Origin of the sequence: Klebsiella terrigena (assembly GCF_006539725.1) — a bacterium.
In the GTDB taxonomy this organism is placed as follows: Bacteria; Pseudomonadota; Gammaproteobacteria; order Enterobacterales; family Enterobacteriaceae; genus Klebsiella; species Klebsiella terrigena.
The window spans coordinates 80244-102285 of sequence record NZ_BJNO01000013.1; the positions used below are offsets into that span (position 1 = coordinate 80244).

23 protein-coding genes are annotated in these 22042 nt (G+C 58.6%); 14 read left to right on the plus strand and 9 right to left on the minus strand.

Going from position 1 to position 22042, the window contains the following annotated elements:
• Window positions 1-94: 94 nt before the first annotated feature.
• The 3 genes from rpmG to radC form a co-directional block, all read right to left on the minus strand.
• Complete coding sequence (gene rpmG, locus RTE01_RS15330; RefSeq protein ID WP_003024094.1) at window positions 95-262, minus strand: 50S ribosomal protein L33; 168 nt, start codon at window positions 260-262, stop codon at window positions 95-97.
• 20 nt (window positions 263-282) lie between these two features.
• Complete coding sequence (rpmB, locus tag RTE01_RS15335) at window positions 283-519, minus strand: 50S ribosomal protein L28 (RefSeq protein ID WP_002436699.1); 237 nt, start codon at window positions 517-519, stop codon at window positions 283-285.
• A gap of 265 nt (window positions 520-784) precedes the next feature.
• Window positions 785-1450, minus strand: a complete 666-nt coding sequence (gene radC / locus RTE01_RS15340) for a RadC family protein (RefSeq protein ID WP_041143225.1) — start codon at window positions 1448-1450, stop codon at window positions 785-787.
• 177 nt (window positions 1451-1627) lie between these two features.
• Here radC and coaBC point away from each other — a divergent pair, with 177 nt between their 5' ends.
• The 3 genes from coaBC to slmA all read left to right on the plus strand — a co-directional run bounded on the left by coaBC (window position 1628) and on the right by slmA (window position 3996).
• Entirely contained in the window at window positions 1628-2839 is a 1212-nt protein-coding gene (gene coaBC, locus RTE01_RS15345) for a bifunctional phosphopantothenoylcysteine decarboxylase/phosphopantothenate--cysteine ligase CoaBC (protein WP_071844993.1), read from the plus strand.
• Window positions 2817-3275 carry a dUTP diphosphatase gene (gene dut / locus RTE01_RS15350; protein WP_041143227.1) on the plus strand — a complete coding sequence of 153 codons (459 nt, stop codon included), beginning with the start codon at window positions 2817-2819 and terminating at the stop codon, window positions 3273-3275. Before coaBC ends, dut begins: the two co-directional genes overlap by 23 nt.
• 124 nt (window positions 3276-3399) lie before the next feature.
• Window positions 3400-3996, plus strand: a complete 597-nt coding sequence (slmA, locus tag RTE01_RS15355; protein WP_134528149.1) for a nucleoid occlusion factor SlmA — start codon at window positions 3400-3402, stop codon at window positions 3994-3996.
• A 38-nt stretch (window positions 3997-4034) separates the two neighbouring features.
• On the opposite strand, the gene pyrE is transcribed toward slmA, so the two are convergent.
• Window positions 4035-4676 carry an orotate phosphoribosyltransferase gene (pyrE, locus tag RTE01_RS15360; RefSeq protein ID WP_041143229.1) on the minus strand — a complete coding sequence of 214 codons (642 nt, stop codon included), beginning with the start codon at window positions 4674-4676 and terminating at the stop codon, window positions 4035-4037.
• Window positions 4677-4748: 72 nt separating this feature from the next.
• Entirely contained in the window at window positions 4749-5465 is a 717-nt protein-coding gene (gene rph, locus RTE01_RS15365) for a ribonuclease PH (RefSeq protein ID WP_041143230.1), read from the minus strand.
• Between the two features lie 125 nt (window positions 5466-5590).
• On the opposite strand from rph, the gene RTE01_RS15370 reads away from it, so the two are divergent.
• Window positions 5591-6454 carry a YicC/YloC family endoribonuclease gene (locus tag RTE01_RS15370; protein WP_134528152.1) on the plus strand — a complete coding sequence of 288 codons (864 nt, stop codon included), beginning with the start codon at window positions 5591-5593 and terminating at the stop codon, window positions 6452-6454.
• A 54-nt stretch (window positions 6455-6508) separates the two neighbouring features.
• Here RTE01_RS15370 and RTE01_RS15375 read toward each other — a convergent pair whose 3' ends face one another.
• Window positions 6509-7768, minus strand: a complete 1260-nt coding sequence (locus RTE01_RS15375) for a chloride channel protein (protein ID WP_134528155.1) — start codon at window positions 7766-7768, stop codon at window positions 6509-6511.
• A 276-nt stretch (window positions 7769-8044) separates the two neighbouring features.
• On the opposite strand from RTE01_RS15375, the gene RTE01_RS15380 reads away from it, so the two are divergent.
• Window positions 8045-8662, plus strand: a complete 618-nt coding sequence (locus RTE01_RS15380) for a trimeric intracellular cation channel family protein (protein ID WP_041143233.1) — start codon at window positions 8045-8047, stop codon at window positions 8660-8662.
• Between the two features lie 5 nt (window positions 8663-8667).
• Here the strand turns inward: RTE01_RS15380 and ligB are convergent, their stop codons facing one another.
• A complete protein-coding gene (gene ligB / locus RTE01_RS15385; protein ID WP_141335148.1) occupies window positions 8668-10344 on the minus strand; it encodes an NAD-dependent DNA ligase LigB in 1677 nt (558 codons plus the stop codon).
• A 257-nt stretch (window positions 10345-10601) separates the two neighbouring features.
• Here ligB and gmk point away from each other — a divergent pair, with 257 nt between their 5' ends.
• The 7 genes from gmk to fpr all read left to right on the plus strand — a co-directional run bounded on the left by gmk (window position 10602) and on the right by fpr (window position 18570).
• Entirely contained in the window at window positions 10602-11225 is a 624-nt protein-coding gene (gene gmk / locus RTE01_RS15390; RefSeq protein WP_041143234.1) for a guanylate kinase, read from the plus strand.
• A 54-nt stretch (window positions 11226-11279) separates the two neighbouring features.
• Window positions 11280-11555 (plus strand): DNA-directed RNA polymerase subunit omega, encoded by a 276-nt coding sequence (rpoZ, locus tag RTE01_RS15395; RefSeq protein ID WP_006817787.1) that lies wholly within the window; start codon window positions 11280-11282, stop codon window positions 11553-11555.
• An 18-nt stretch (window positions 11556-11573) separates the two neighbouring features.
• Window positions 11574-13697 carry a bifunctional GTP diphosphokinase/guanosine-3',5'-bis pyrophosphate 3'-pyrophosphohydrolase gene (spoT, locus tag RTE01_RS15400; protein WP_041143235.1) on the plus strand — a complete coding sequence of 708 codons (2124 nt, stop codon included), beginning with the start codon at window positions 11574-11576 and terminating at the stop codon, window positions 13695-13697.
• 138 nt (window positions 13698-13835) lie between these two features.
• Window positions 13836-14525 (plus strand): tRNA (guanosine(18)-2'-O)-methyltransferase TrmH, encoded by a 690-nt coding sequence (trmH, locus tag RTE01_RS15405; protein ID WP_134528158.1) that lies wholly within the window; start codon window positions 13836-13838, stop codon window positions 14523-14525.
• Window positions 14526-14529: 4 nt separating this feature from the next.
• Complete coding sequence (gene recG, locus RTE01_RS15410) at window positions 14530-16611, plus strand: ATP-dependent DNA helicase RecG (RefSeq protein WP_134528161.1); 2082 nt, start codon at window positions 14530-14532, stop codon at window positions 16609-16611.
• 62 nt (window positions 16612-16673) lie between these two features.
• On the plus strand, window positions 16674-17684 hold the full coding sequence (glpX, locus tag RTE01_RS15415; protein WP_041143238.1) for a class II fructose-bisphosphatase: 1011 nt from the start codon (window positions 16674-16676) through the stop codon (window positions 17682-17684).
• Window positions 17685-17823: 139 nt separating this feature from the next.
• Complete coding sequence (gene fpr / locus RTE01_RS15420) at window positions 17824-18570, plus strand: ferredoxin--NADP(+) reductase (RefSeq protein WP_041143239.1); 747 nt, start codon at window positions 17824-17826, stop codon at window positions 18568-18570.
• Here the strand turns inward: fpr and RTE01_RS15425 are convergent, their stop codons facing one another.
• Window positions 18571-18999: a DUF805 domain-containing protein gene (locus RTE01_RS15425; protein ID WP_041143240.1), complete on the minus strand. Its 429-nt coding sequence runs from the start codon at window positions 18997-18999 to the stop codon at window positions 18571-18573. It lies immediately after the preceding gene.
• 112 nt (window positions 19000-19111) lie between these two features.
• Here RTE01_RS15425 and RTE01_RS15430 point away from each other — a divergent pair, with 112 nt between their 5' ends.
• Together RTE01_RS15430 and tpiA are read left to right on the plus strand one after the other, a co-directional pair.
• Window positions 19112-19711, plus strand: coding sequence for a DUF1454 family protein (locus RTE01_RS15430; RefSeq protein WP_134528164.1), 600 nt, complete (start codon window positions 19112-19114; stop codon window positions 19709-19711).
• A gap of 107 nt (window positions 19712-19818) precedes the next feature.
• Entirely contained in the window at window positions 19819-20586 is a 768-nt protein-coding gene (gene tpiA / locus RTE01_RS15435; RefSeq protein WP_041143242.1) for a triose-phosphate isomerase, read from the plus strand.
• Between the two features lie 68 nt (window positions 20587-20654).
• Here tpiA and RTE01_RS15440 read toward each other — a convergent pair whose 3' ends face one another.
• The gene (locus tag RTE01_RS15440; protein WP_134528168.1) at window positions 20655-21959 is read right to left on the minus strand and encodes an SLC13 family permease; all 1305 of its coding nucleotides are present in this window, start codon (window positions 21957-21959) and stop codon (window positions 20655-20657) included.
• Between the last annotated feature and the right edge of the window lie 83 nt (window positions 21960-22042).

The window sequence follows — 22042 nt, forward strand, 5'->3', positions numbered from 1 at the left end:
GTCTCCGGCTGTATTGCAGATGTCTTTATTATGGGGATGGCCAGAAAACAAAAAACCCCGCCAGGGCGGGGTTTTTTTTACATCGAATCTAAAATTATTTGATTTTAGCTTCTTTGTATAAAACGTGCTGACGGACAACTGGATCGAACTTTTTCAGTTCCAGTTTTTCCGGCTTAGTACGCTTGTTCTTCGTGGTGGTATAGAAGTGACCAGTACCAGCAGAAGAAACCAGCTTGATTTTCTCACGAATACCTTTAGCCATGATTTATTTCCTCTTAGTACTTAGTACTTTTCGCCACGGGCACGCAGTTCGGACAGAACTGTATCGATGCCTTTCTTATCAATAACACGCATACCTTTAGCAGATACGCGCAGGGTGACAAAACGCTTTTCGCTCTCAACCCAGAAACGGTGAGAGTGCAGGTTCGGCAGGAAACGGCGTTTGGTCGCGTTCAGTGCGTGGGAACGGTTGTTACCGGTCACCGGACGCTTGCCAGTAACTTGGCAGACTCGGGACATGTCTATTCTCCAAAAATCAAATTAGCTCGAGCTTCGTATGGGGTATTGGCGCCTCGTCAGGCTTTACAGCCCGGTCATCGCAGTTCTACACGTCATTCTTCATGCCGCCTTGATGCAACCTGAAGAGTGGGTGTCTAAGTGAACCATCGATTGCCAGGCCCAAATGCCAAACCCGAGATTCTCAAAGGTGGCGTAGTATACGCTGACTCGGCGATGTGCTCAAGTCCCGAACAGACAAAGATCCCGCAGGATCGCGTGATCGGGGCTAAATCCAGCCGCGCTCCGCAAAAGATACGTACGCACCGCGGCCGATAACAAGGTGATCGAGCACGCGTATATCCATGAAACCACAACACTTTATCACTCTTTCGGTAATCAACCTGTCGGCCTTACTCGGCTCGGGGCTACCGGATGGATGATTATGTGCCAGGATCACCGCAGCGGCGTTCACTTTGATGGCTTCGCGTACAATTTCTCGCGGATGCACCTCAACGTGGCTAAGAGTACCAGAAAAAAGCCGGCTATGTTTCAATACCCGATTCTGATTATCTAAAAAGATCACCATAAAGATCTCCCGCTCCTCGTCCATCAGCTGGCTTTGCAAAAATTCCCGCGTCATCAGCGGCGTTACCAGAGAAGGTTCTTCAACTATCCGTCGGCTAAAATAGCGCCGCGCCAGCTCGGCGACGCCTTTTAGCTGGGCGAACTTCGCGAGACCTATGCCGTCGATCTTGTCAAACTGCACCTTGTCCGCCGATAGCAGGCCGTATAGCGAGCCAAAGCGTGCGAGCAGGTCGTGCGAAAACGTCATCACGTCCTGCTCGCGGGTGCCGGTACGTAAAAATAGCGCCAGCAGCTCAACGTCCGACAGCGCTTCGATACCGTAGAGCAGCATTTTTTCCCTTGGCAGCAGGGGTTCCAGTAAGTCCATCGCAGCCTCTCTTTTCCAGTGCGCCCCGCATTGTGACATAGCCTTTCGCCGCTTCCGACGGCCGGCTTTTACCCGTGCGTAGCGGCTCGCAAAGTCAATTCCAGGCAGGCACACGACGCCGACGGGATTGTGGTAAGATGCGCGAATTCTGGTGTACTCCAACAGGAAAAAATCATGATGAGTCTGGCTGGTAAAAAGATCGTTCTCGGCGTCAGCGGCGGCATCGCTGCCTACAAAACGCCTGAACTGGTACGCCGCCTGCGCGAGCGCGGCGCCGACGTACGGGTCGCCATGACGGAAGCCGCGAAGGCCTTCATTACGCCACTCAGCCTACAGGCGGTGTCAGGTTATCCGGTTTCCGATAGCCTGCTCGATCCGGCAGCAGAAGCCGCGATGGGCCACATTGAGCTGGGAAAATGGGCCGACCTGGTTATCCTCGCCCCCGCAACCGCCGATCTGATCGCCCGCGTTGCTGCCGGCATGGCGAACGACCTGGTCTCCACTATCTGCCTCGCGACGCCGTCTCCAATCGCGGTAGTGCCCGCCATGAACCAGCAGATGTATCGCGCCGCCGCGACGCAGCATAATCTTGAGGTCATCGCCTCACGCGGCCTGCTGGTCTGGGGCCCGGACAGCGGAAGCCAGGCCTGTGGCGATATCGGCCCGGGCCGAATGCTGGATCCGCTGACCCTCGTCGATATGGCGGCCGCGCATTTTTCGCCTGTCAAAGATTTGCAACATCTCAACATCATGATTACCGCGGGCCCCACCCGCGAGCCGCTGGATCCGGTACGCTATATCAGCAATCAAAGCTCCGGTAAGATGGGCTTCGCTATCGCTGCCGCTGCGGCAAAGCGCGGCGCCAACGTCACGCTGGTCAGCGGCCCGGTTTCGCTACCGACGCCGCCTTTCGTGCAGCGGGTTGACGTCACCACCGCGTTGGAAATGCAGGCCGCGGTCGACAGCGGCGTTCGGCAGCAGCATATTTTTATTGGCTGTGCGGCCGTCGCCGACTACCGCGCCATCAGCGTTGCTGAGAAAAAAATCAAAAAGCAAGATGATGAATTAACAATAAAAATGATCAAAAACCCGGATATCGTTGCCGGGGTCGCTGCGCTAACGGATAGCCGACCTTACGTCGTTGGGTTTGCCGCCGAAACGAATAATGTGGAAGAATACGCGAGGCAAAAACGCGACCGCAAAAATCTTGATCTGATCTGCGCCAATGATGTATCTAAGCCAAATCAGGGATTTAACAGCGACAGCAACGCATTACACCTTTTCTGGCAGGATGGAGATAAGCGCTTGCCACACGAGCGCAAGGAACTCCTGGGCCAATTATTACTCGACGAGATCGTGACCCGTTATGATGAAAAAAATCGACGTTAAGCTTCTGGACCCGCGCGTTGGCAAGGAGTTTCCGCTGCCAACCTATGCCACCTCCGGTTCTGCCGGACTTGACCTGCGGGCCTGTCTCGACGCCGCCGTAGAGCTTGCGCCGGGCGCAACCACCCTGCTGCCAACCGGCCTGGCTATTCATATCGCCGATCCCTCGCTGGCGGCGGTCATCCTGCCGCGCTCCGGACTGGGCCATAAGCACGGCATCGTGCTGGGCAACCTGGTCGGCCTTATCGATTCCGACTATCAGGGGCAGCTGATGGTTTCCGTCTGGAACCGCGGCCAGCAGAGCTTTACTATTGAACCCGGCGAGCGCATTGCTCAAATGGTATTTGTACCCGTCGTACAGGCGGAATTTAACCTGGTGGAAGATTTTGACACCACCGAACGTGGCGAAGGTGGCTTTGGTCACTCAGGGCGCGCATAGGCCGTCCACACAAAACCCGCATTCCAAAGCGCAATAATGCAATAACATCGCCGCAAATGACCGTTTGCGGCCGCTTTGTGGATGTCTGCCTGACAAGTGCTTATTTTCAGGGGTATTTTAAAACATGGCAGAAAAACAAACTGCGAAAAGGAATCGTCGCGAGGAAATACTTCAATCTCTGGCGCAAATGCTTGAATCCAGCGATGGTAGTCAACGTATTACCACGGCGAAACTGGCGGCGTCCGTCGGCGTGTCCGAAGCGGCGCTGTACCGTCATTTTCCCAGCAAAACCCGCATGTTCGATAGCCTGATTGAGTTTATCGAAGACAGTCTGATTACGCGCATCAATTTGATTTTAAAAGATGAGAAAGACACATCCGCGCGCCTGCGCCTGATCGTGCTGTTGATTCTTGGGTTTGGTGAGCGTAATCCTGGGCTGACGCGAATTCTGACCGGCCACGCGCTGATGTTTGAACAGGACCGCCTGCAGAACCGGATCAACCAGCTCTTTGAACGCATTGAGGTTCAGCTACGCCAGGTCATGCGCGAGAAGAAAATGCGCGAAGGTGAAGGCTTCGTCACCGACGAATCTTTGCTGGCCAGCCAGCTGCTGGCGTTCTGTGAAGGCATGCTGTCGCGCTTTGTGCGCAGCGAGTTTAAATATCGTCCGACGGACGATTTTGACGCCCGCTGGCCGCTGGTCGCCTCACAGCTGCAGTAATCCGAAGCCCGGAGGCATAACGCCCCGGGCTTTGTTACCTATACGCCAAACTCTTCGCGATAGGCGCGTACCGACGCCAGATGTTCGGCCATCTCCGGCTTCTCTTCCAGATAGCTAATCAGGTCCTTGAGGGTGACGATAGAGATCACCTTGCAGCCGTAATCGCGCTCAACTTCCTGAATCGCGGAAATTTCGCCGCGACCGCGTTCCTGACGATCCAGAGAAATCAGCACGCCGGCGAGCTCAGCCCCGTTGGCCTGGATAATCTCCATCGATTCGCGAATGGCGGTGCCTGCGGTTATCACATCGTCGACCAGCATGACGCGACCCTGCAGGGCGCTGCCAACCAGATTGCCGCCTTCGCCGTGCGTTTTGGCCTCTTTGCGGTTAAAGCAGTAGGGTAAATCCAGGTCGTGGTGTTCAGCCAGCGCAACCGCCGTGGTGGTCGCAATGGGAATGCCTTTGTAGGCCGGCCCAAACAGCAGGTCAAAATCAATTCCGGAGTCGACCAGCGCCTCTGCATAGAAACGGCCCAACAGTGCCAGATCGCGCCCGGTGTTAAACAGGCCGGCATTGAAGAAATAGGGGCTCTTGCGCCCGGATTTCAGCGTAAATTCGCCAAACTTAAGAACCTGCTTGTTAAGCGCAAACTCAATAAACTGGCGCTGATATGGTTTCATGGATTCGCTCCTCATCATGCTTTCTATGGATCTACGGACAAAAAAAAGGCGACTTCTCAGTCGCCTTAAAAACTAGTTTTCCAACGCCGCCTTCTGCGTCGTGACAATGGATTCGATCCCCCCTCTGGCCAACGCCAGCAGAGTCAGGAGCTCTTCGTGGGTAAACGGCTCGCCTTCCGCCGTGCCCTGCACCTCGATGATGCGACCATCTTCGGTCATCACCACGTTCATATCGGTTTCCGCTGCGGAATCTTCCACGTACTCCAGATCGCAAAGCGCTTCGCCGTTGACGATGCCGACGGAAACGGCAGCAACCATGCCTTTCATCGGGTTGGTTTTCAGCTTACCGGCGGCGACCAGCTTGTTCAGAGCGTCGGCCAGCGCCACGCAGGCACCGGTGATTGATGCGGTACGAGTGCCGCCGTCGGCCTGTAGCACATCGCAATCGAGAGTAATGGTGAACTCGCCAAGCGCCTTCAGGTCTACCGCAGCGCGCAGCGCGCGGGCGATAAGACGCTGGATTTCCATGGTACGACCGCCCTGCTTACCTTTGGCAGCTTCACGCGCGTTACGGGTATGCGTCGCGCGCGGCAGCATGCCGTACTCTGCGGTGATCCACCCCTGGCCCTGGCCTTTCAGAAAGCGCGGCACGCCTTCATCAATCGACGCGGTGCACAGCACTTTGGTGTCACCAAATTCGACCAGCACGGAGCCTTCTGCGTGTATGGTATAGTTACGGGTCAGGGTTACGGGACGCACCTGATTAGCGCTACGGCCTGCTGGACGCATGATGTTCTCTCCGGCTTGAAACGAATATGGCTGCGCATTATACGGATAATGCTTGCTTATTCCTATCCTGATAAGGCCCTGAAAGCTATAATCCCCCCCACTCTCCTTTAAAAACAGGAACGTCTATGATCCGCAGTATGACCGCCTATGCCCGTCGTGAAATTAAGGGCGAATGGGGCAGCGCCGCGTGGGAACTGCGCTCGGTAAACCAGCGCTACCTGGAAACCTATTTCCGTCTGCCGGAGCAGTTCCGTAGCCTGGAGCCCGTGGTGCGTGAGCGTATTCGTGCGCGTCTGACCCGCGGCAAAATCGAATGTACCCTGCGTTTTGAACAGGATCCAAGCGCTCAGGGTGAGCTTATCCTGAACGAAAATCTGGCAAAGCAGCTGGTCAACGCCGCTAACTGGGTAAAAATGCAGAGCGACGAAGGGGAAATTAACCCGGTTGATATCCTGCGCTGGCCCGGCGTCATGGCCGCTCAGGAGCAGGATCTCGACGCCATTGCCTCCGATATTCTCACCGCACTGAACGGCGCGCTGGACGACTTTATCGTCGCCCGCGAAACCGAAGGTCAGGCGCTGAAGACGCTTATCGAACAGCGCCTGCAGGGCGTCAGCATCGAAGTCGGTAAAGTTCGCAGCCATATGCCGGAAATCCTGCAGTGGCAGCGCGAGCGCCTGGTCTCCAAGCTGGAAGACGCGGAAGTCCAGCTGGAAAACAACCGTCTCGAACAAGAGCTGGTGCTGATGGCGCAGCGTATCGACGTTTCCGAAGAGCTGGATCGTCTGGAAGCGCATGTCAAAGAGACCTACAACATTCTGAAGAAAAAAGAGGCCGTTGGCCGCCGCCTGGACTTTATGATGCAGGAGTTCAACCGCGAGTCGAACACCCTGGCGTCAAAATCGATTAATGCGGAAGTCACCAACTCTGCCATCGAGCTGAAAGTGCTGATTGAGCAGATGCGCGAGCAGATTCAGAACATCGAGTAACCGCCGGCACCTCGATTAAAGGCTGGTTTTTCCAGCCTTTTTTATCCCTTCAGTTCAGAACCTGTACTTTCCGTCCAGTATCCGACAGGTGATAAAAGCACCCGCAGCGCACAGCAGCGTGGGGGCCAGATAGCTATGGTCCATATGGGTAAACTCCATCACCAGCGCAACCGCCGTCAGCGGCATCTGCATTGACGCCGCCAGAAAAGCCGCAGCCCCAACCAGCGCAAAGCTGCCGGTGTCGCCGCCGGGCACCAGCTGCTGCCAAAGCATACTCAGCAGCAGGCTCACCAGGCCTCCCACCGCCAGGCCAGGGGTCAACAGTCCTCCCTCCGCACCGCCGCGCAGCACCGCCAGAATAACGATCGCTTTCAGGGCCAGAAGCACCAGCGCGCTATGCAATCCCAGCCCGTCGCCGATCGCAAGCTGCATCGGGCCTTTGCCATTGCCGGGCAGCTGTGGAAAATAGAGGCTCAGCCCGGCAAGGAGGGTAAACGCCAGCAGGCAAAATAGCGGCATCTGCCAGTTTGTCCTGACCCGCGCACGCGCGGCGCTGGTTGCCTGACGAAACAGCCACGCCGCCGCGCCAAGCAGCGGGCTGACGATTATCGCCCACCACATAAACGCGTGCGGGAGCGCGCCGGAGATAAAATGGTACTGGGACTCATCCCCCAGCCCGAGCGCTGCCGTCCAGGCAGCAACGGCCGACGTCACCACGGCCGCCAGCGTTTTCTCCCAGCTAAACGACAGCAGCATCACTTCAAGGGTGAACAGGGCGCCAGCCAGCGGCACGTTATATACCGCCGCCAGCCCGGCACCGGCGCCGCAGGCAATCAGCGTGCGGGTCTCATCGTCGTGCAGGCCCATTCTGCGCGCCACGATACCGGCTCCCAGCGCCCCCATCTCTCGCGGAGCAACCTCCCGACCGAGCGGGGAGCCCAGCGCCACGGTGACTATCTGCAACAGGGCGTGCAGGGTTGTCGTACCCGCCGGCATCGGCACCGCGGGCGAGGCGACGGCGGCGGAAATCGACACCCGCTTCTGACCGTAGCGGCCCAGCAGCCACCAGCCAAACCCGGCAATCGCGCCGCCGGCGACAATGGCCGTAAAGCGTCGGGGCCAGGAGGCGTCCGTTACGCCCTGTAAAAACGACTCCGTGCCGATAAGACGATCGAGGCTGTATCCAAAAGCAAGGTGCTGAATAGCGTGCAAAATCATCGCCAGAACCATTCCCGACAGGCCGGCAAGGACCCCGGTCAGAACGACGGCCGCCAGGCGCAGCAGGTAGTTTTTCTCGCCGGTTACTCCGGTCATATTCTTAGGCCCTGAAAGAGGAAAATAAAATGATAAGCGTAGCGAGTTAAATATTACGTATTTGTCGCGTATATTCCTGACCAGCACCGGCCCGACCTTACTCATTACTTTTTCTAATCTAAAAGTTAAAATAAAAAACCTGATAACCCCGCAGATAAAGGCCATAGAGATAATCAGACATTATTTTTTAAAGGCGTAACCCGTTCACCTTAGAAAATCTCAGTCGTGATCCTGCGCACAAATCGCTAACCTGCCCGCTCTCATCGTGGGGGATCTATGCTGCTTCATATTCTGTATTTAATTGGTATTACCGCGGAAGCGATGACCGGCGCTCTGGCGGCCGGACGCCGTCGTATGGATACCTTTGGCGTTATCATTATTGCGACCGCCACCGCGCTGGGCGGCGGGTCGGTGCGGGATATTCTGCTCGGCCACTATCCTCTGGGCTGGGTCAAGAACCCGGAATACGTCATCATTGTTGCCGTCGCCGCGGTGCTCACCACGATTGTCGCGCCGGTTATGCCCCACCTGCGTCGGCTGTTTTTAGTCCTCGACGCCCTCGGCCTGGTGGTGTTTTCAATCATCGGCGCGCAGATTGCCCTCGATATGGGAGAAGGCCCGGTTATCGCCTCTATCGCGGCGGTCATCACCGGCGTATTCGGCGGCGTGCTGCGCGATATGTTCTGTAAGCGCATCCCGCTGGTGTTTCAAAAAGAGCTGTACGCCGGGATCTCTTTTGCCGCCGCCATTCTGTATATCGCCCTGCAGCACTATGTCAGCAGCCACGACGTGGTGGTCATCGCCACCCTGCTGTTTGGCTTCACCGCCCGCATGCTGGCCCTGCGCTGGAAGCTGGGTCTGCCGGTCTTCCACTACAACCATAACGCGCACTGATCGGGCTAAAACCCGGAGATACCCTGCCCGCTGAGCCACTGCGCCAGCGCGGCAACGTCCGGATGCCGCAGAAAGGCCACCAGCTGACGCGCTTTTTCATCCCCCACTCCCGGCAGGCGCCGCCACTGCTCTTCGCTGCGCGCCAGCAGCTGCGACCAGCCCTCTCCGGTCAGGCCCGCCATCGCCGCCTGCGGCACCGGCACTCCCAGAGCCTGCACCCAGCGCAGAAAGGGCTGCTGGCGGGCAAGGTTAAACTGGTGCCAGAGCCGCTGACCGCGTCGCGCAGAGATCCCCGGGACTGACTGCAGCTGCTGAGGGGTAAACGCCAGCCACGAAAAAAGGTGCTCCATACGCAGAGTGTGATGGACGGCGCGCCACGCGGACTCACCGACGCTGCCGAGGTCCAGTACGGGCTTTGACGACAGCCAGACCAGCCTTGCAAGAAACTGTCCGCCGCACTCGGGGGAGAAAAAATAGCAGGTCAGGGCGTTAAAATGCGCCGGAGGCGGTTGAGGCTTGCTGCGCTGGACCGTTCGCCACACTACGCTATCTATCCTCGGGATCCCCTGTCCCGCCAGGCTGATTTGCAGCTGATCGCCAATCGCAATATCCAGGCTTTGCCAGCGGGCCACCGACCCTACGCTCACGCGCTTAACCTGCTTATCGTCCAGCTGCTGCGGTTCGAGCCCTGCCACCACGGCAATTTTCCCGCTACGCCCGACGTAAAAGCGAAGGTCGCGCACCTCCATGATGCGGATGGCCGGGGGATACTTCCACGCCGCGACCCAATCCCCCAGCCCCGGTGACCAGAAGCGCCCGGCAGGCGCCTTCCCAAGGCGTACGACAACGCCATCGGTAGCAAAAGGTAGCGTTGACGTTAACCAACGTTCACGCCAGCGCGCAACCTGCCCCACGTCCGCCACCGGTTGAGAAAAGCCGCGGCTTTCGCTAAACCCGGCCTGCTGCAGCAGAGCCTGCCGTTGATGCATCCCCTCGGGCCCATCCGGCCATGCCCAGATAAAGACGCCCAGTTCCGCTAACGATGTCGACATATCCCGCCGCATCATGGCGCCAGCGACCGTCGCCCGGGCATTCACTCCCCCCATCCGCTTCTGGATATGTCCGGCGCGGCGCAGAAAAAGCTCCCCCTGCAGCACGCTGTTTGCCAGCGCGCCCTTCGTCACCCTCGGCACGCCGGGAATCTGCCGCACTTTTGCCGTCCAGTCTTCACCGGCTCGCCCATCTCCCCGGCTGATGGCCTGCACCAGCCGTCCGCGGCGGTAAACCAGCGTCACAGCAACGCCATCCACCTTTGGCTGCACCCACAGATCGGTTTTGCCCCGCATCCAGCGCGCCACGTCGGCTTTTTCCGCCAGCTTACGCACGCCGGTGTGGGCAACCGGATGCCGCATCTCGCCCCGGGGCGGCGGTAAATCATCGATTATTGGCGTTTTGATGGCAAAACAGCGCCGCCACTCGACTAACCGGGCGAAAAGCCGATCGTAGACGTCATCAGCGACTTCGCTGCTGCCGCGCAGCCAGTAGTCGTTTTTCCACCCGGCAACCTGCTGATTGAGGCGGCTGACCTCCTGTTCGGCCTGCGCCTGCGTCCACGCGGGGCAGGCCGACTGGCCGTATCCCGCCGTTATCCCTATGCCTATCGCCCAAAGCCATTTTCGCACTGTGCTGCCCTCCTTTTTGCCCACCGGCATTCTGCCGCCGCCGGGGCATTACCGGCGATAAGGGCTTTTCCGTGCCGCGATCCAGCTTCCAGGGTTTGTAGTTGATTGCGGCAACGCACAGAGAAATCAGGGAAACGGCAGGCAAAATGAAAGAAACAGAGGGAAAAAGTGTGACAGGGACTACGTCACAGCGCGGCGGCGTGTATAATAGGCTCGTATGTAGTTTCTCTTTCGACCATCACATACAAAAGACTCTCATGGCTCAAGGCACGCTTTATATTGTTTCCGCCCCAAGTGGCGCGGGTAAATCCAGCCTGATTCAGGCTTTATTAAAAACCCAACCGCTGTACGACTCTCAGGTCTCTGTTTCGCATACCACGCGCGCGCCGCGTCCTGGCGAAGTGCACGGTGAACACTATTTCTTTGTTAATCACGACGATTTCAGAACGATGATTGGTAAAGACGCATTTCTTGAGCATGCGGAAGTCTTTGGCAACTATTACGGCACCTCGCGCGAAGCGATCGAGCAGGTACTGGCAACCGGCGTTGATGTCTTCCTCGATATCGACTGGCAGGGCGCTCAGCAAATCCGTCATAAAATGCCGGGGGCGCGCAGCATTTTTGTTCTGCCGCCGTCCAAAGATGAGCTTGACCGTCGCCTGCGTGGCCGCGGCCAGGACAGCGAAGAGGTGATCGCGAAACGTATGGCGCAGGCTGTTGCAGAAATGAGCCATTACGCGGAATATGATTACCTTATTGTGAATGATGATTTTGATACCGCCCTTGGCGATCTGAAAAACATCATCCGCGCCGAACGTCTGCGCATGAGCCGCCAAAAGCAGCGACATGGCGCTTTAATCACCAAACTGTTGGCAGACTGAACCCACATTCAGTATCATGCCCAGTCATTTCTTCATCTGTGGAGCATTTTAAGTATGGCACGCGTAACTGTTCAGGACGCTGTAGAGAAAATTGGTAACCGTTTTGACCTGGTACTGGTCGCCGCGCGTCGCGCTCGTCAGATGCAGGTTGGCGGAAAAGATCCGCTGGTAGCGGAAGAAAACGATAAAACTACCGTTATCGCACTGCGCGAAATCGAAGAAGGTCTGATCAACAACCAGATCCTCGACGTGCGCGATCGTCAAGAACAGCAAGAGCAGGAAGCCGCTGAATTACAAGCAGTTACCGCTATTGCTGAAGGTCGTCGTTAATAACGCAGCGGGTCGCCCTTGTATCTGTTTGAAAGCCTGAATCAGCTGATTCAAAACTACCTGCCGGAAGAGCAAATCAAGCGTCTTCGGCAGGCGTATCTCGTTGCACGTGACGCTCACGAGGGTCAGACACGTTCAAGCGGTGAACCCTATATCACGCACCCGGTAGCGGTAGCCTGTATTCTGGCCGAGATGAAACTCGACCACGAAACGCTGATGGCCGCCCTGCTGCATGACGTGATTGAAGATACCCCCGCCACCTACCAGGACATGGAGCAGCTCTTTGGTAAAAGCGTTGCCGAGCTGGTAGAGGGGGTATCAAAACTTGATAAGCTCAAGTTCCGCGATAAGAAAGAGGCGCAGGCCGAAAACTTTCGCAAGATGATTATGGCGATGGTGCAGGATATCCGCGTCATCCTCATCAAGCTTGCCGACCGCACCCACAACATGCGCACCCTGGGCTCACTACGCCCGGATAAACGCCGCCGCATCGCCCGCGAAACGCTGGAAATCTACAGCCCGCTGGCCCACCGTTTAGGTATCCATCACATTAAAACCGAGCTCGAAGAGCTGGGCTTTGAAGCGCTGTATCCCAATCGGTATCGCGTCATTAAAGAAGTCGTTAAAGCGGCGCGCGGCAATCGTAAAGAGATGATCCAAAAGATCCTCTCCGAAATCGAAGGACGTTTACAGGAAGCGGGGATCCCCTGTCGCGTCAGCGGTCGCGAGAAGCATTTGTACTCCATCTACTGCAAAATGGTGCTCAAAGAGCAGCGTTTTCACTCGATCATGGATATCTACGCCTTCCGCGTGATTGTCCACGATGCCGACACCTGCTACCGCGTGCTTGGCCAGATGCACAGCCTCTACAAGCCGCGTCCAGGGCGGATGAAAGATTACATCGCCATTCCGAAAGCGAACGGCTATCAATCTTTGCACACCTCGATGATCGGCCCGCACGGCGTCCCGGTTGAGGTACAGATCCGTACCGAAGACATGGACCAGATGGCGGAGATGGGGGTTGCGGCGCACTGGGCCTATAAAGAGCACGGCGGCGAGAGCAGCACTACCGCGCAGATCCGCGCCCAGCGCTGGATGCAGAGCCTGCTGGAACTGCAGCAGAGCGCAGGCAGCTCGTTTGAATTTATCGAGAGCGTCAAATCCGATCTGTTCCCGGATGAGATTTACGTTTTCACCCCGGAAGGGCGCATTGTCGAACTTCCCGCCGGTGCGACGCCGGTGGACTTTGCCTACGCGGTGCATACCGATATCGGCCACGCCTGCGTTGGCGCGCGCGTTGACCGCCAGCCCTATCCGCTGTCGCAGCCGCTCTCCAGCGGCCAGACGGTAGAAATCATTACCGCACCGGGCGCGCGTCCGAACGCCGCCTGGCTGAACTTTGTCGTCAGCTCGAAAGCGCGCGCGAAGATCCGCCAGCTGTTGAAAAACCTCAAGCGCGATGACTCCGTCAGCCTCGGCCGCCGGCTGCTCAACCACGCCCTCGGCGGCAGCCGCAAGCTGGCAGAAATCCCGCCAGAGAACGTTCAGCGCGAGCTTGAGCGCATGAAGCTGGCGACGCTGGACGATCTGCTGGCAGAAATCGGCCTCGGCAACGCGATGAGCGTGGTGGTTGCCAGAAACCTGCAGCAGGGAGAGACCGTCTCCGCGCCGGCGCAAAGCTCATCGTCGTCAGGCCACGGACATCTGCCGATTAAAGGCGCCGACGGCGTGCTGATTACCTTCGCCAAGTGCTGTCGCCCGATTCCCGGTGACCCGATTATCGCGCACGTCAGCCCCGGCAAAGGCCTGGTCATTCACCACGAGTCCTGTCGTAACATTCGCGGCTACCAGAAAGAGCCCGAGAAGTTTATGGCCGTCGAGTGGGATAAAGAGACCGCCCAGGAATTTATCACCGAAATTAAGGTGGATATGTTTAACCACCAGGGCGCGCTGGCGAACCTCACGGCCGCGATCAATACCGCCGCTTCCAATATTCAAAGCCTGAATACGGAAGAAAAGGATGGCCGCGTGTACAGCGCCTTTATTCGCCTTACCGCGCGGGATCGCGTGCATCTGGCGAATATCATGCGCAAAATTCGCGTGATGCCGGACGTGATAAAAGTCACCCGTAACCGAAACTAGCCTTATACACAAAATCATTCGGGCCAGGTCGCAAAACGCGCCAGCGTTTTGCACAGCGCTTGCGCTGGTCCCGAAAGGCGAGGCTGTAAGCCGGGGAGCCAGCGGCTCACGCCGAGGCAATTTGAAGGATGAAGTGTAATGAATTCACAGCGTTATGCGCGTATTTGTGAGATGCTCGCCAGGCGTCAGCCTGACCTGACGGTCTGCATGGAGCAGGTCCACAAACCTCATAACGTCTCTGCGGTTGTTCGTACCGCAGACGCCGTTGGCGTGCACGAAGTGCACGCTATCTGGCCCAGCAGCCGCATGCACACCATGGTCGCCGCCGCCGCGGGCAGCAACAGCTGGGTACAGGTCAAAACGCACCCTACCATTGGCGACGCCGTCGGTTACCTAAAGGGCCAGGGCATGCAAATCCTTGCCACCCATCTTTCTGACAAAGCCGTCGACTTTCGTGAAATCGACTACACCCGGCCCACCTGTATCCTGATGGGCCAGGAAAAAACCGGCATCACCGCGGAAGCCCTGGCGCTGGCGGACCAGGAGATCGTGATTCCGATGACGGGCATGGTGCAGTCGCTCAACGTCTCCGTCGCCTCCGCCCTGATTCTCTATGAAGCGCAGCGCCAGCGGCAGAACGCAGGCATGTATAAACGCGAAAACAGCATGCTGTCGGAAGACGAGCAGCAGCGCCTGCTGTTTGAAGGCGGCTATCCGGTGCTGGCAAGAGTGGCAAAACAGAAAGGCCTTCCCTATCCCCACGTCAACGGCCAGGGCGAAGTCGAAGCCGACGCCGCGTGGTGGGCCACAATGCAGGCAGCGAGGTAAACCGATGCAAAGCCGTCTGCTGGATACTGTCCCGCTCAACACGTTAACCGGCGTTGGCGCAGCGCAGAGCAGCAAGCTGGCGAAAATCGGCCTGCACACCGTGCAGGATCTGCTGCTGCATCTGCCGCTACGCTACGAAGACCGCACCCAGCTCTATCAAATCGGTGACCTGCTGCCGGGGGTCTACGCTACCGTTGAAGGCGAAGTGCTCAACAGCAACATCACCTTCGGCGGCCGCCGGATGATGACCTGCCAGATAAGCGATGGCTCCGGAATTCTCACCATGCGCTTCTTTAACTTCAACGCCGCGATGAAAAACAGCCTTGCCGCCGGCCGCCGGGTGCTGGCCTACGGCGAAGCGAAGCGCGGCAAATACGGCGCGGAGATGATCCACCCGGAATACCGCGTGCAGGGCGATATGAGCACCCCCGACCTGCAGGAGACCCTGACTCCGGTCTACCCCACCACCGAAGGTATCAAACAGGCCACGCTGCGTAAGCTGACCGATCAGGCGCTGGAACTCCTTGAGACCTGCGCTATCGCCGAGCTGCTGCCGCCCGAGCTGGCGCAGGGAATGATGAGTCTCCCGGAGGCGCTGCGCACCCTGCACCGCCCGCCGCCGTCGCTCCAGCTCAGCGAGCTGGAAACCGGTAAGCACCCGGCCCAGCAGCGCTTAATTCTGGAAGAGCTACTGGCGCATAACCTGAGCATGCTGGCGGTTCGCGCCGGCGCCCAGCGCTTTCACGCCCTGCCGCTCAGCGCCAACGATGGCCTAAAAAACAAGCTGTTGGCTTCCCTGCCCTTTAAACCAACCGGCGCCCAGGAGCGGGTGACCGCCGAGATCGAGCGGGATATGGCGCTCGACGTGCCGATGATGCGCCTGGTACAGGGCGACGTCGGCTCCGGCAAAACGCTGGTTGCCGCCCTCGCGGCGCTGCGGGCCATCGCCCACGGCAGGCAGGTGGCGCTGATGGCGCCGACGGAGCTGCTGGCGGAGCAGCACGCTGCCAACTTCCGCAGCTGGTTTGCGCCGCTGGGCGTTGAGGTTGGCTGGCTGGCCGGCAAACAAAAAGGCAAGGCGCGTCAGGCGCAGCAGGATGCCATCGCCAGCGGGCAGGTGCAGATGATTGTCGGCACCCACGCCATTTTTCAGGAGCAGGTCCAGTTTAGCGGCCTGGCGCTGGTGATTATCGATGAACAGCACCGCTTCGGGGTGCATCAGCGCCTCGCGCTGTGGGAAAAGGGCCAGCAGCAGGGCTTCCATCCGCATCAGCTGATCATGACCGCCACTCCCATTCCGCGCACCCTGGCGATGACCGCCTACGCCGACCTCGACACCTCGACGATCGACGAGCTGCCGCCGGGCCGTACGCCGGTCACCACGGTGGCCATCCCGGATACCCGCCGCAGCGATATTATCGACCGCGTGCGCAATGCCTGTACCCAGGAAGGGCGTCAGGCCTACTGGGTCTGTACGCTGATTGAAGAGTCGGACCTGCTGGAAGCCCAGGCGGCGGAAGCCACCTGGGAAGAGCTGAAGCTGGCGCTGCCGGAGCTCAATATCGGCCTGGTGCACGGCCGGATGAAGCCGGCAGACAAGCAGGCGGTCATGCAGGCCTTTAAGCTGGGCGAGCTGCATCTGCTTATCGCCACCACGGTTATCGAGGTCGGGGTGGACGTGCCTAACGCCAGCCTGATGATTATCGAAAACCCGGAACGCCTGGGGCTGGCGCAGCTGCACCAGCTCAGAGGCCGCGTCGGGCGTGGCGCGGTAGCCTCCCACTGCGTGCTGCTCTATAAGTCGCCGCTGTCGAAAACCGCCCAGCTGCGCCTGCAGGTCCTGCGCGATAGCAACGACGGTTTCGTCATCGCGCAAAAGGACCTCGAGATCCGCGGCCCGGGCGAGCTGCTCGGCACCCGACAGACCGGCACCGCCGAATTTAAAGTCGCAGATTTACTCCGCGATAAGGCAATGCTCCCCGACGTTCAGCGCATTGCCCGCCATATTCATCAACGCTACCCGCAGCAGGCCCAGGCGCTTATCGAGCGCTGGATGCCGGAAACCGAACGCTATTCCAACGCCTGACGCCTCTGCTCCCGCAGGAGCAGACGGCGCCGCGCGCAATTTTCCTTCAGAACGAGTGAATTATGAAACGAGAACTAGCCATCGAATTTTCGCGTGTTACCGAAGCCGCCGCGCTGGCGGGCTATAAGTGGCTGGGCCGCGGTGATAAAAACACCGCCGACGGCGCCGCGGTTAACGCCATGCGTATTATGCTCAACCTGATTAATATCGACGGCACTATCGTCATCGGCGAAGGTGAAATCGATGAAGCGCCGATGCTCTACATCGGCGAGAAGGTTGGCACCGGCAGCGGCGACGCGGTGGATATCGCCGTCGACCCGATCGAGGGCACGCGGATGACGGCGATGGGCCAGGCGAACGCGCTGGCCGTCATGGCAGTTGGCGACAAGGGCTGCTTCCTGAACGCGCCGGACATGTACATGGAAAAGCTGATTGTCGGCCCGGGGGCAAAAGGGGCGATTGACCTGAATCTGCCGCTGGCCGAAAACCTGCATAACGTGGCAAGCGCGCTGAATAAGCCGCTCAGCGAGCTGACGGTAACCGTGCTCGCCAAGCCGCGCCATGACGCGGTGATTGCCGAGCTGCAGCAGCTGGGCGTGCGCGTCTTCGCCATTCCCGACGGCGACGTGGCGGCCTCTATTCTGACCTGCATGCCGGATAGCGAAGTTGACGTGCTGTACGGTATCGGCGGCGCCCCGGAAGGCGTGGTTTCCGCCGCGGTTATCCGGGCGCTGGACGGCGATATGCAGGGCCGCCTGCTGGCCCGCCACCACGTCAAGGGCGACAGCGAAGAGAACCGCCGTATCGGCGAGAACGAGCTGGCGCGCTGTAAAGAGATGGGCATTGAAGCCGGTATCGTACTGCGCCTCGACGAGATGGCGCGCAGCGATAACGTGGTCTTTTCCGCCACCGGGATCACCAAAGGCGACCTGCTGGACGGCATCACCCGCAAGGGCAATATGGCCACCACCGAGACGCTGCTGATCCGCGGCAAATCACGCACCATTCGCCGCATCCAGTCCATTCACTATCTCGATCGCAAAGATCCGGATATCCAGCTGCACATCCTGTAAGCCATTCAGCCTGCGGTCGCGAGCGGCAGGCTGAAGCTGACGCTATTATTTGATCAATAGAGCTTTCCGGCCCCGTTGGGCTGGAAATCTTTGTCGTCTGCAACGAAGATAAGGCAACGCTTCGCAACGGGAGAAGATCATGGCGGACTGGGTTAGCGGCAAAGTAACAAAAGTGGAATTCTGGACCGACGCGCTGTTTAGTTTGCACGTACGGGCCCCTGTTCATCCGTTTACCGCCGGGCAGTTTGCCAAACTGGGCCTCGACGTTGACGGCGAGCGCGTCCAGCGCGCCTACTCCTACGTTAACGCCCCGAGCAATCCCGATCTTGAATTCTACCTGGTGACGGTTCCGGAGGGTAAACTCAGCCCGCGGCTGGCCGCGCTGAAGCCGGGCGATGACGTGCAGATCGTCAGCGAAGCCGCCGGCTTCTTCGTGCTGGAAGAGGTCCCGGATTGCGACACCCTGTGGATGCTGGCCACCGGCACCGCCATTGGCCCCTACCTGTCGATTCTCGAAGAAGGTAAGGACCTGGAGCGCTTTAAAAACCTGGTGCTGGTCCACGCCGCGCGCTATGCCGCCGATCTTAGCTATCTGCTGCAAATGCAGGCGCTGGAGGAGCGGTATAAGGGCAAGCTGCGCATCCAGTCGGTGGTCAGTCGGGAAACCGTACCGGGCATGCTAACGGGGCGTATTCCGTTCCTGATCGAAACCGGCGCTCTGGAAGAGGCGGTTGGCCTGGCGATGAACGCAGATAATAGCCACGTGATGCTCTGCGGCAACCCGCAGATGGTGCGGGATACCCAGCAGCTGCTGAAGGAGACCCGGCAGATGAGCAAGCATCTGCGCCGCCGGCCGGGCCATATGACAGCCGAACACTACTGGTGATCAGGACTCCGCCTTCCAGCGAACGTCCTGCGTCTCTTTACCAAATTTATTTTCGCCCTGGGTGCCGACGAACGCGCCCAGGTCGATCAGCATCATCACCATAATCAGCGTCGGCACAAACCGCCCGACAACCCACTGCCAGGCCCCCGGCAGCACCGCCCAGTTCCCGGCCAGCAGCATCCACGCCAGAACCATCAGCAGCGCCCAGAGACCCGACCTGCCGCGATCGTGCAGCCGTTTGATGGTGACCGCCGCCGTTGGCCAGAGCAGGCACACCAGCATAAAGGCCGCAGTCTGTAGATTCAGCAAATTTGACCCGGCGAGGGTGAACAGCGCGCTCATGGTCAATACCCAGATAACGATCCAAATCCAGAAATCCCGGCGTCCAATACGCCCTTTAATTGAGAACATCCACTGCTGTAGGGTCATGTTTTATTCCTTACCATCATCATTGGCGTAGTTTACCCTGAAGCGGTGACTTTTTGACAAGCGCGACGGTTCCCGTTTTAATCGTCAGCAGGAAAAAAAAGGAAGGACGGGTATGAAGAAGTGGGCAACCTTATGTTTGATTGGGCTGACAGCGTTATCTGTCGGCCATAAGGCGCTGTCCGCCGAGCCAGAATCCGCCTCCGCAGCGCCCTATTTGCTCTCCGGCGCGCCGGTCTTTGATATCTCCATCAGCGAGTTTCGCGAGAAATTCAACGCCGATAACCCCAAACTGCAGCTCAACGAATTTCACGCAATTAGCTCCAGCCGCGACCGGGCTAACCTGACCCGGGCGGCAAGCAAGATTAACGAAAACCTGTACGCCTCCACCGCCCTGGAGCGCGGCACACTCAAAATCAAATCGATGCAGATTACCTGGCTCCCCGTTCAGGGGCCGGAGCAGAAGGCGGCAAAGGCGAAAGCGCAGGAGTATATGAGCGCCGTTCTGCGCGCCTTCGTCCCGACATTAAGCCCGGCGCAAAGCGGGCAAAAGCTGCAAAAACTGCTCACCGCGGGCAAAGGGAAACGCTACTTCGCCGAAACCGAAGGCGCCATCCGCTATGTGGTAGCAGACAACGGCGAAAAGGGGCTTACCTTCGCTGTTGAACCGATTAAGCTAGCGCTATCTGAAACGCTGGAGAGCAATAATAAATGACAAAAAGCAAAGCCTTTCCAACGACGAAACTCTATACTGTTTGACAGACCATGCTGCCCCCAGGGGCGGCTATATTCCTTAATTCGCTTATAGCGTGGAGAATTAAAATGCGACATCCTTTAGTGATGGGTAACTGGAAACTGAACGGCAGCCGCCACATGGTAAACGAGCTGGTGGCTAACCTGCGTACCGAGCTGGCCGGCGTGACCGGCTGTGCTGTTGCTATCGCTCCGCCGGAAATGTATATCGATCTGGCTAAGCATGCGGCAGAAGGCAGCCATATTCACCTGGGCGCGCAGAACGTTGACCTGAACCAGTCCGGCGCATTCACCGGTGAAACCTCTGCCCAGATGCTGAAAGATGTCGGCGCTGAATACATCATCATCGGCCACTCTGAGCGTCGTACTTACCACAAAGAGTCTGACGAATTTATCGCGAAGAAATTCGCCGTCCTGAAAGAGCAGGGTCTGATCCCGGTTCTGTGCATCGGTGAAACTGAAGCTGAAAACGAAGCGGGCAAAACGGAAGAAGTTTGCGCACGTCAGATTGACGCCGTGCTGAAAACTCAGGGCGCAGCGGCATTCGAAGGCGTGGTTATCGCTTATGAGCCAGTATGGGCTATCGGTACCGGCAAATCCGCTACCCCGGCTCAGGCTCAGGCCGTACACAAATTTATCCGCGACCACATTGCTAAAGCGGACGCCAAAGTGGCCGAGCAGGTCATCATTCAGTACGGCGGTTCCGTTAACGCATCTAACGCCGCAGAGCTGTTCACCCAGCCGGACATCGACGGCGCGCTGGTTGGCGGCGCATCGCTGAAAGCAGACGCTTTCGCGGTCATCGTTAAAGCAGCAGAAGCAGCGAAAAAAGCGTAATTCAATACGCCGGTCACCCGGCGAGATGAACCCGCAACCCGGCTTAGCGTAGCGCTAGCCGGGTTTTTTTATAGTTGCCCCAGCAGCTGATACCACCCGTAGTTCAACGGCAGCAGCAGCAGATAGCTGACCGCCGCCAGCGCAATACACAGCAGCATCCCCGACCGCGCCGGAACTTTGCCCAGCGCCATCGCCACCACGATAGGCGATGCCTGATACGGCAGCAGCGGCGTCGAATAGCCCAGGACCTGAATCATAATGACGCTCAGCAGCGGAAAGCCGGTGGCGTCGGCAAAGCTCTGCGCAAAGGTGGTGTACAGCGCGGGTACGCCGTTGGCGGTCATAATAAAGTTCAGGGCGCTGGTGATGCCGGTGAGGGCAAGGAAGCTGGTAAAAGGACTCTCTTTATCGAGCGGCATAACGTGCAGCAAAGCGTTGCCGACCACGCCGCCAATCCCGGTCTGCGTGACGGTAATCGCCAGCCCGAGGATCCCGGCGACGTAAATACAGGTGCGAATATTCACCCCCGTGGAGAACTCTTCCCCGCTGATAAACCCCACCCGCGGCAGCAGCGTAATCACCGCCGCCGCCAGCCCCGTCCAGGCGGGACCAATCCCGTGCCAGCTCTCGCTTACCCAGAGGCTCAATACCACCGCCAGCAGCCAGGAGAGGCGCTTCTCATCCCGGCTCATCGGCGGCAGCGGCGTCCGCTCCCGCGGCGGATGCGGCCTGCCGGGGAATAGCCAGCAAATCAGCGCAACCAGCGCCGCGCCCTTCAGCCAGCCCAGCACCGGCGTGTGCAGCAGCAAATACGGCAGATAGTTGAGGTGAATACCGTACGACCCCTCCGCCGCGCCGCTCATCACTAAATTTGGCACGTTGGCGGGCAGGATCGTCGCCGACAGCTGGAAGGTGCCGAAGCCGACCGCCAGCGCCAGTCCGTACCAGGCGCGGGTGCCGTCCTCAATCCCGGCACGCTTCGCCATCGCCGTGACGATCGGCATCAGCAGCGCGATGCGCCCCATATTAGAGGGCATCACGAAGGCCAGGGCATAGCTGAACAGCACCACGCTGCCCACCATCAGCGGCCAGGAGTCCGTCAGCCTGGCCGACAGCGCCTGCGCCGCCCTGTCCGCCAGGCCGGTTTTACGAATCGCGATCCCGAGGACAAAGCCGCTGAACACCAGCCAGAACGCCGATGACGCGAAGCCGCCAAAGATAACCTCCGGCGGCGCTATTTTTGCCATCATCGCCGCGGCGAAAAACAGCAGCGCGGTAATAAATTCCGGCAGCAGGGAGGTCGCCCACAGCAGGATGGTAATGCCGACAATCAGGGAGGGAAGGAACAGAGGGTGAGAAAGCCAGAGCGACATACCTGTCTCCTGTCGTTTTTTTCAGCAAGAATACGACGCCGGGCCAGGCAGGTAAATGCCAGATATGGTGGGGTTATCGGCCG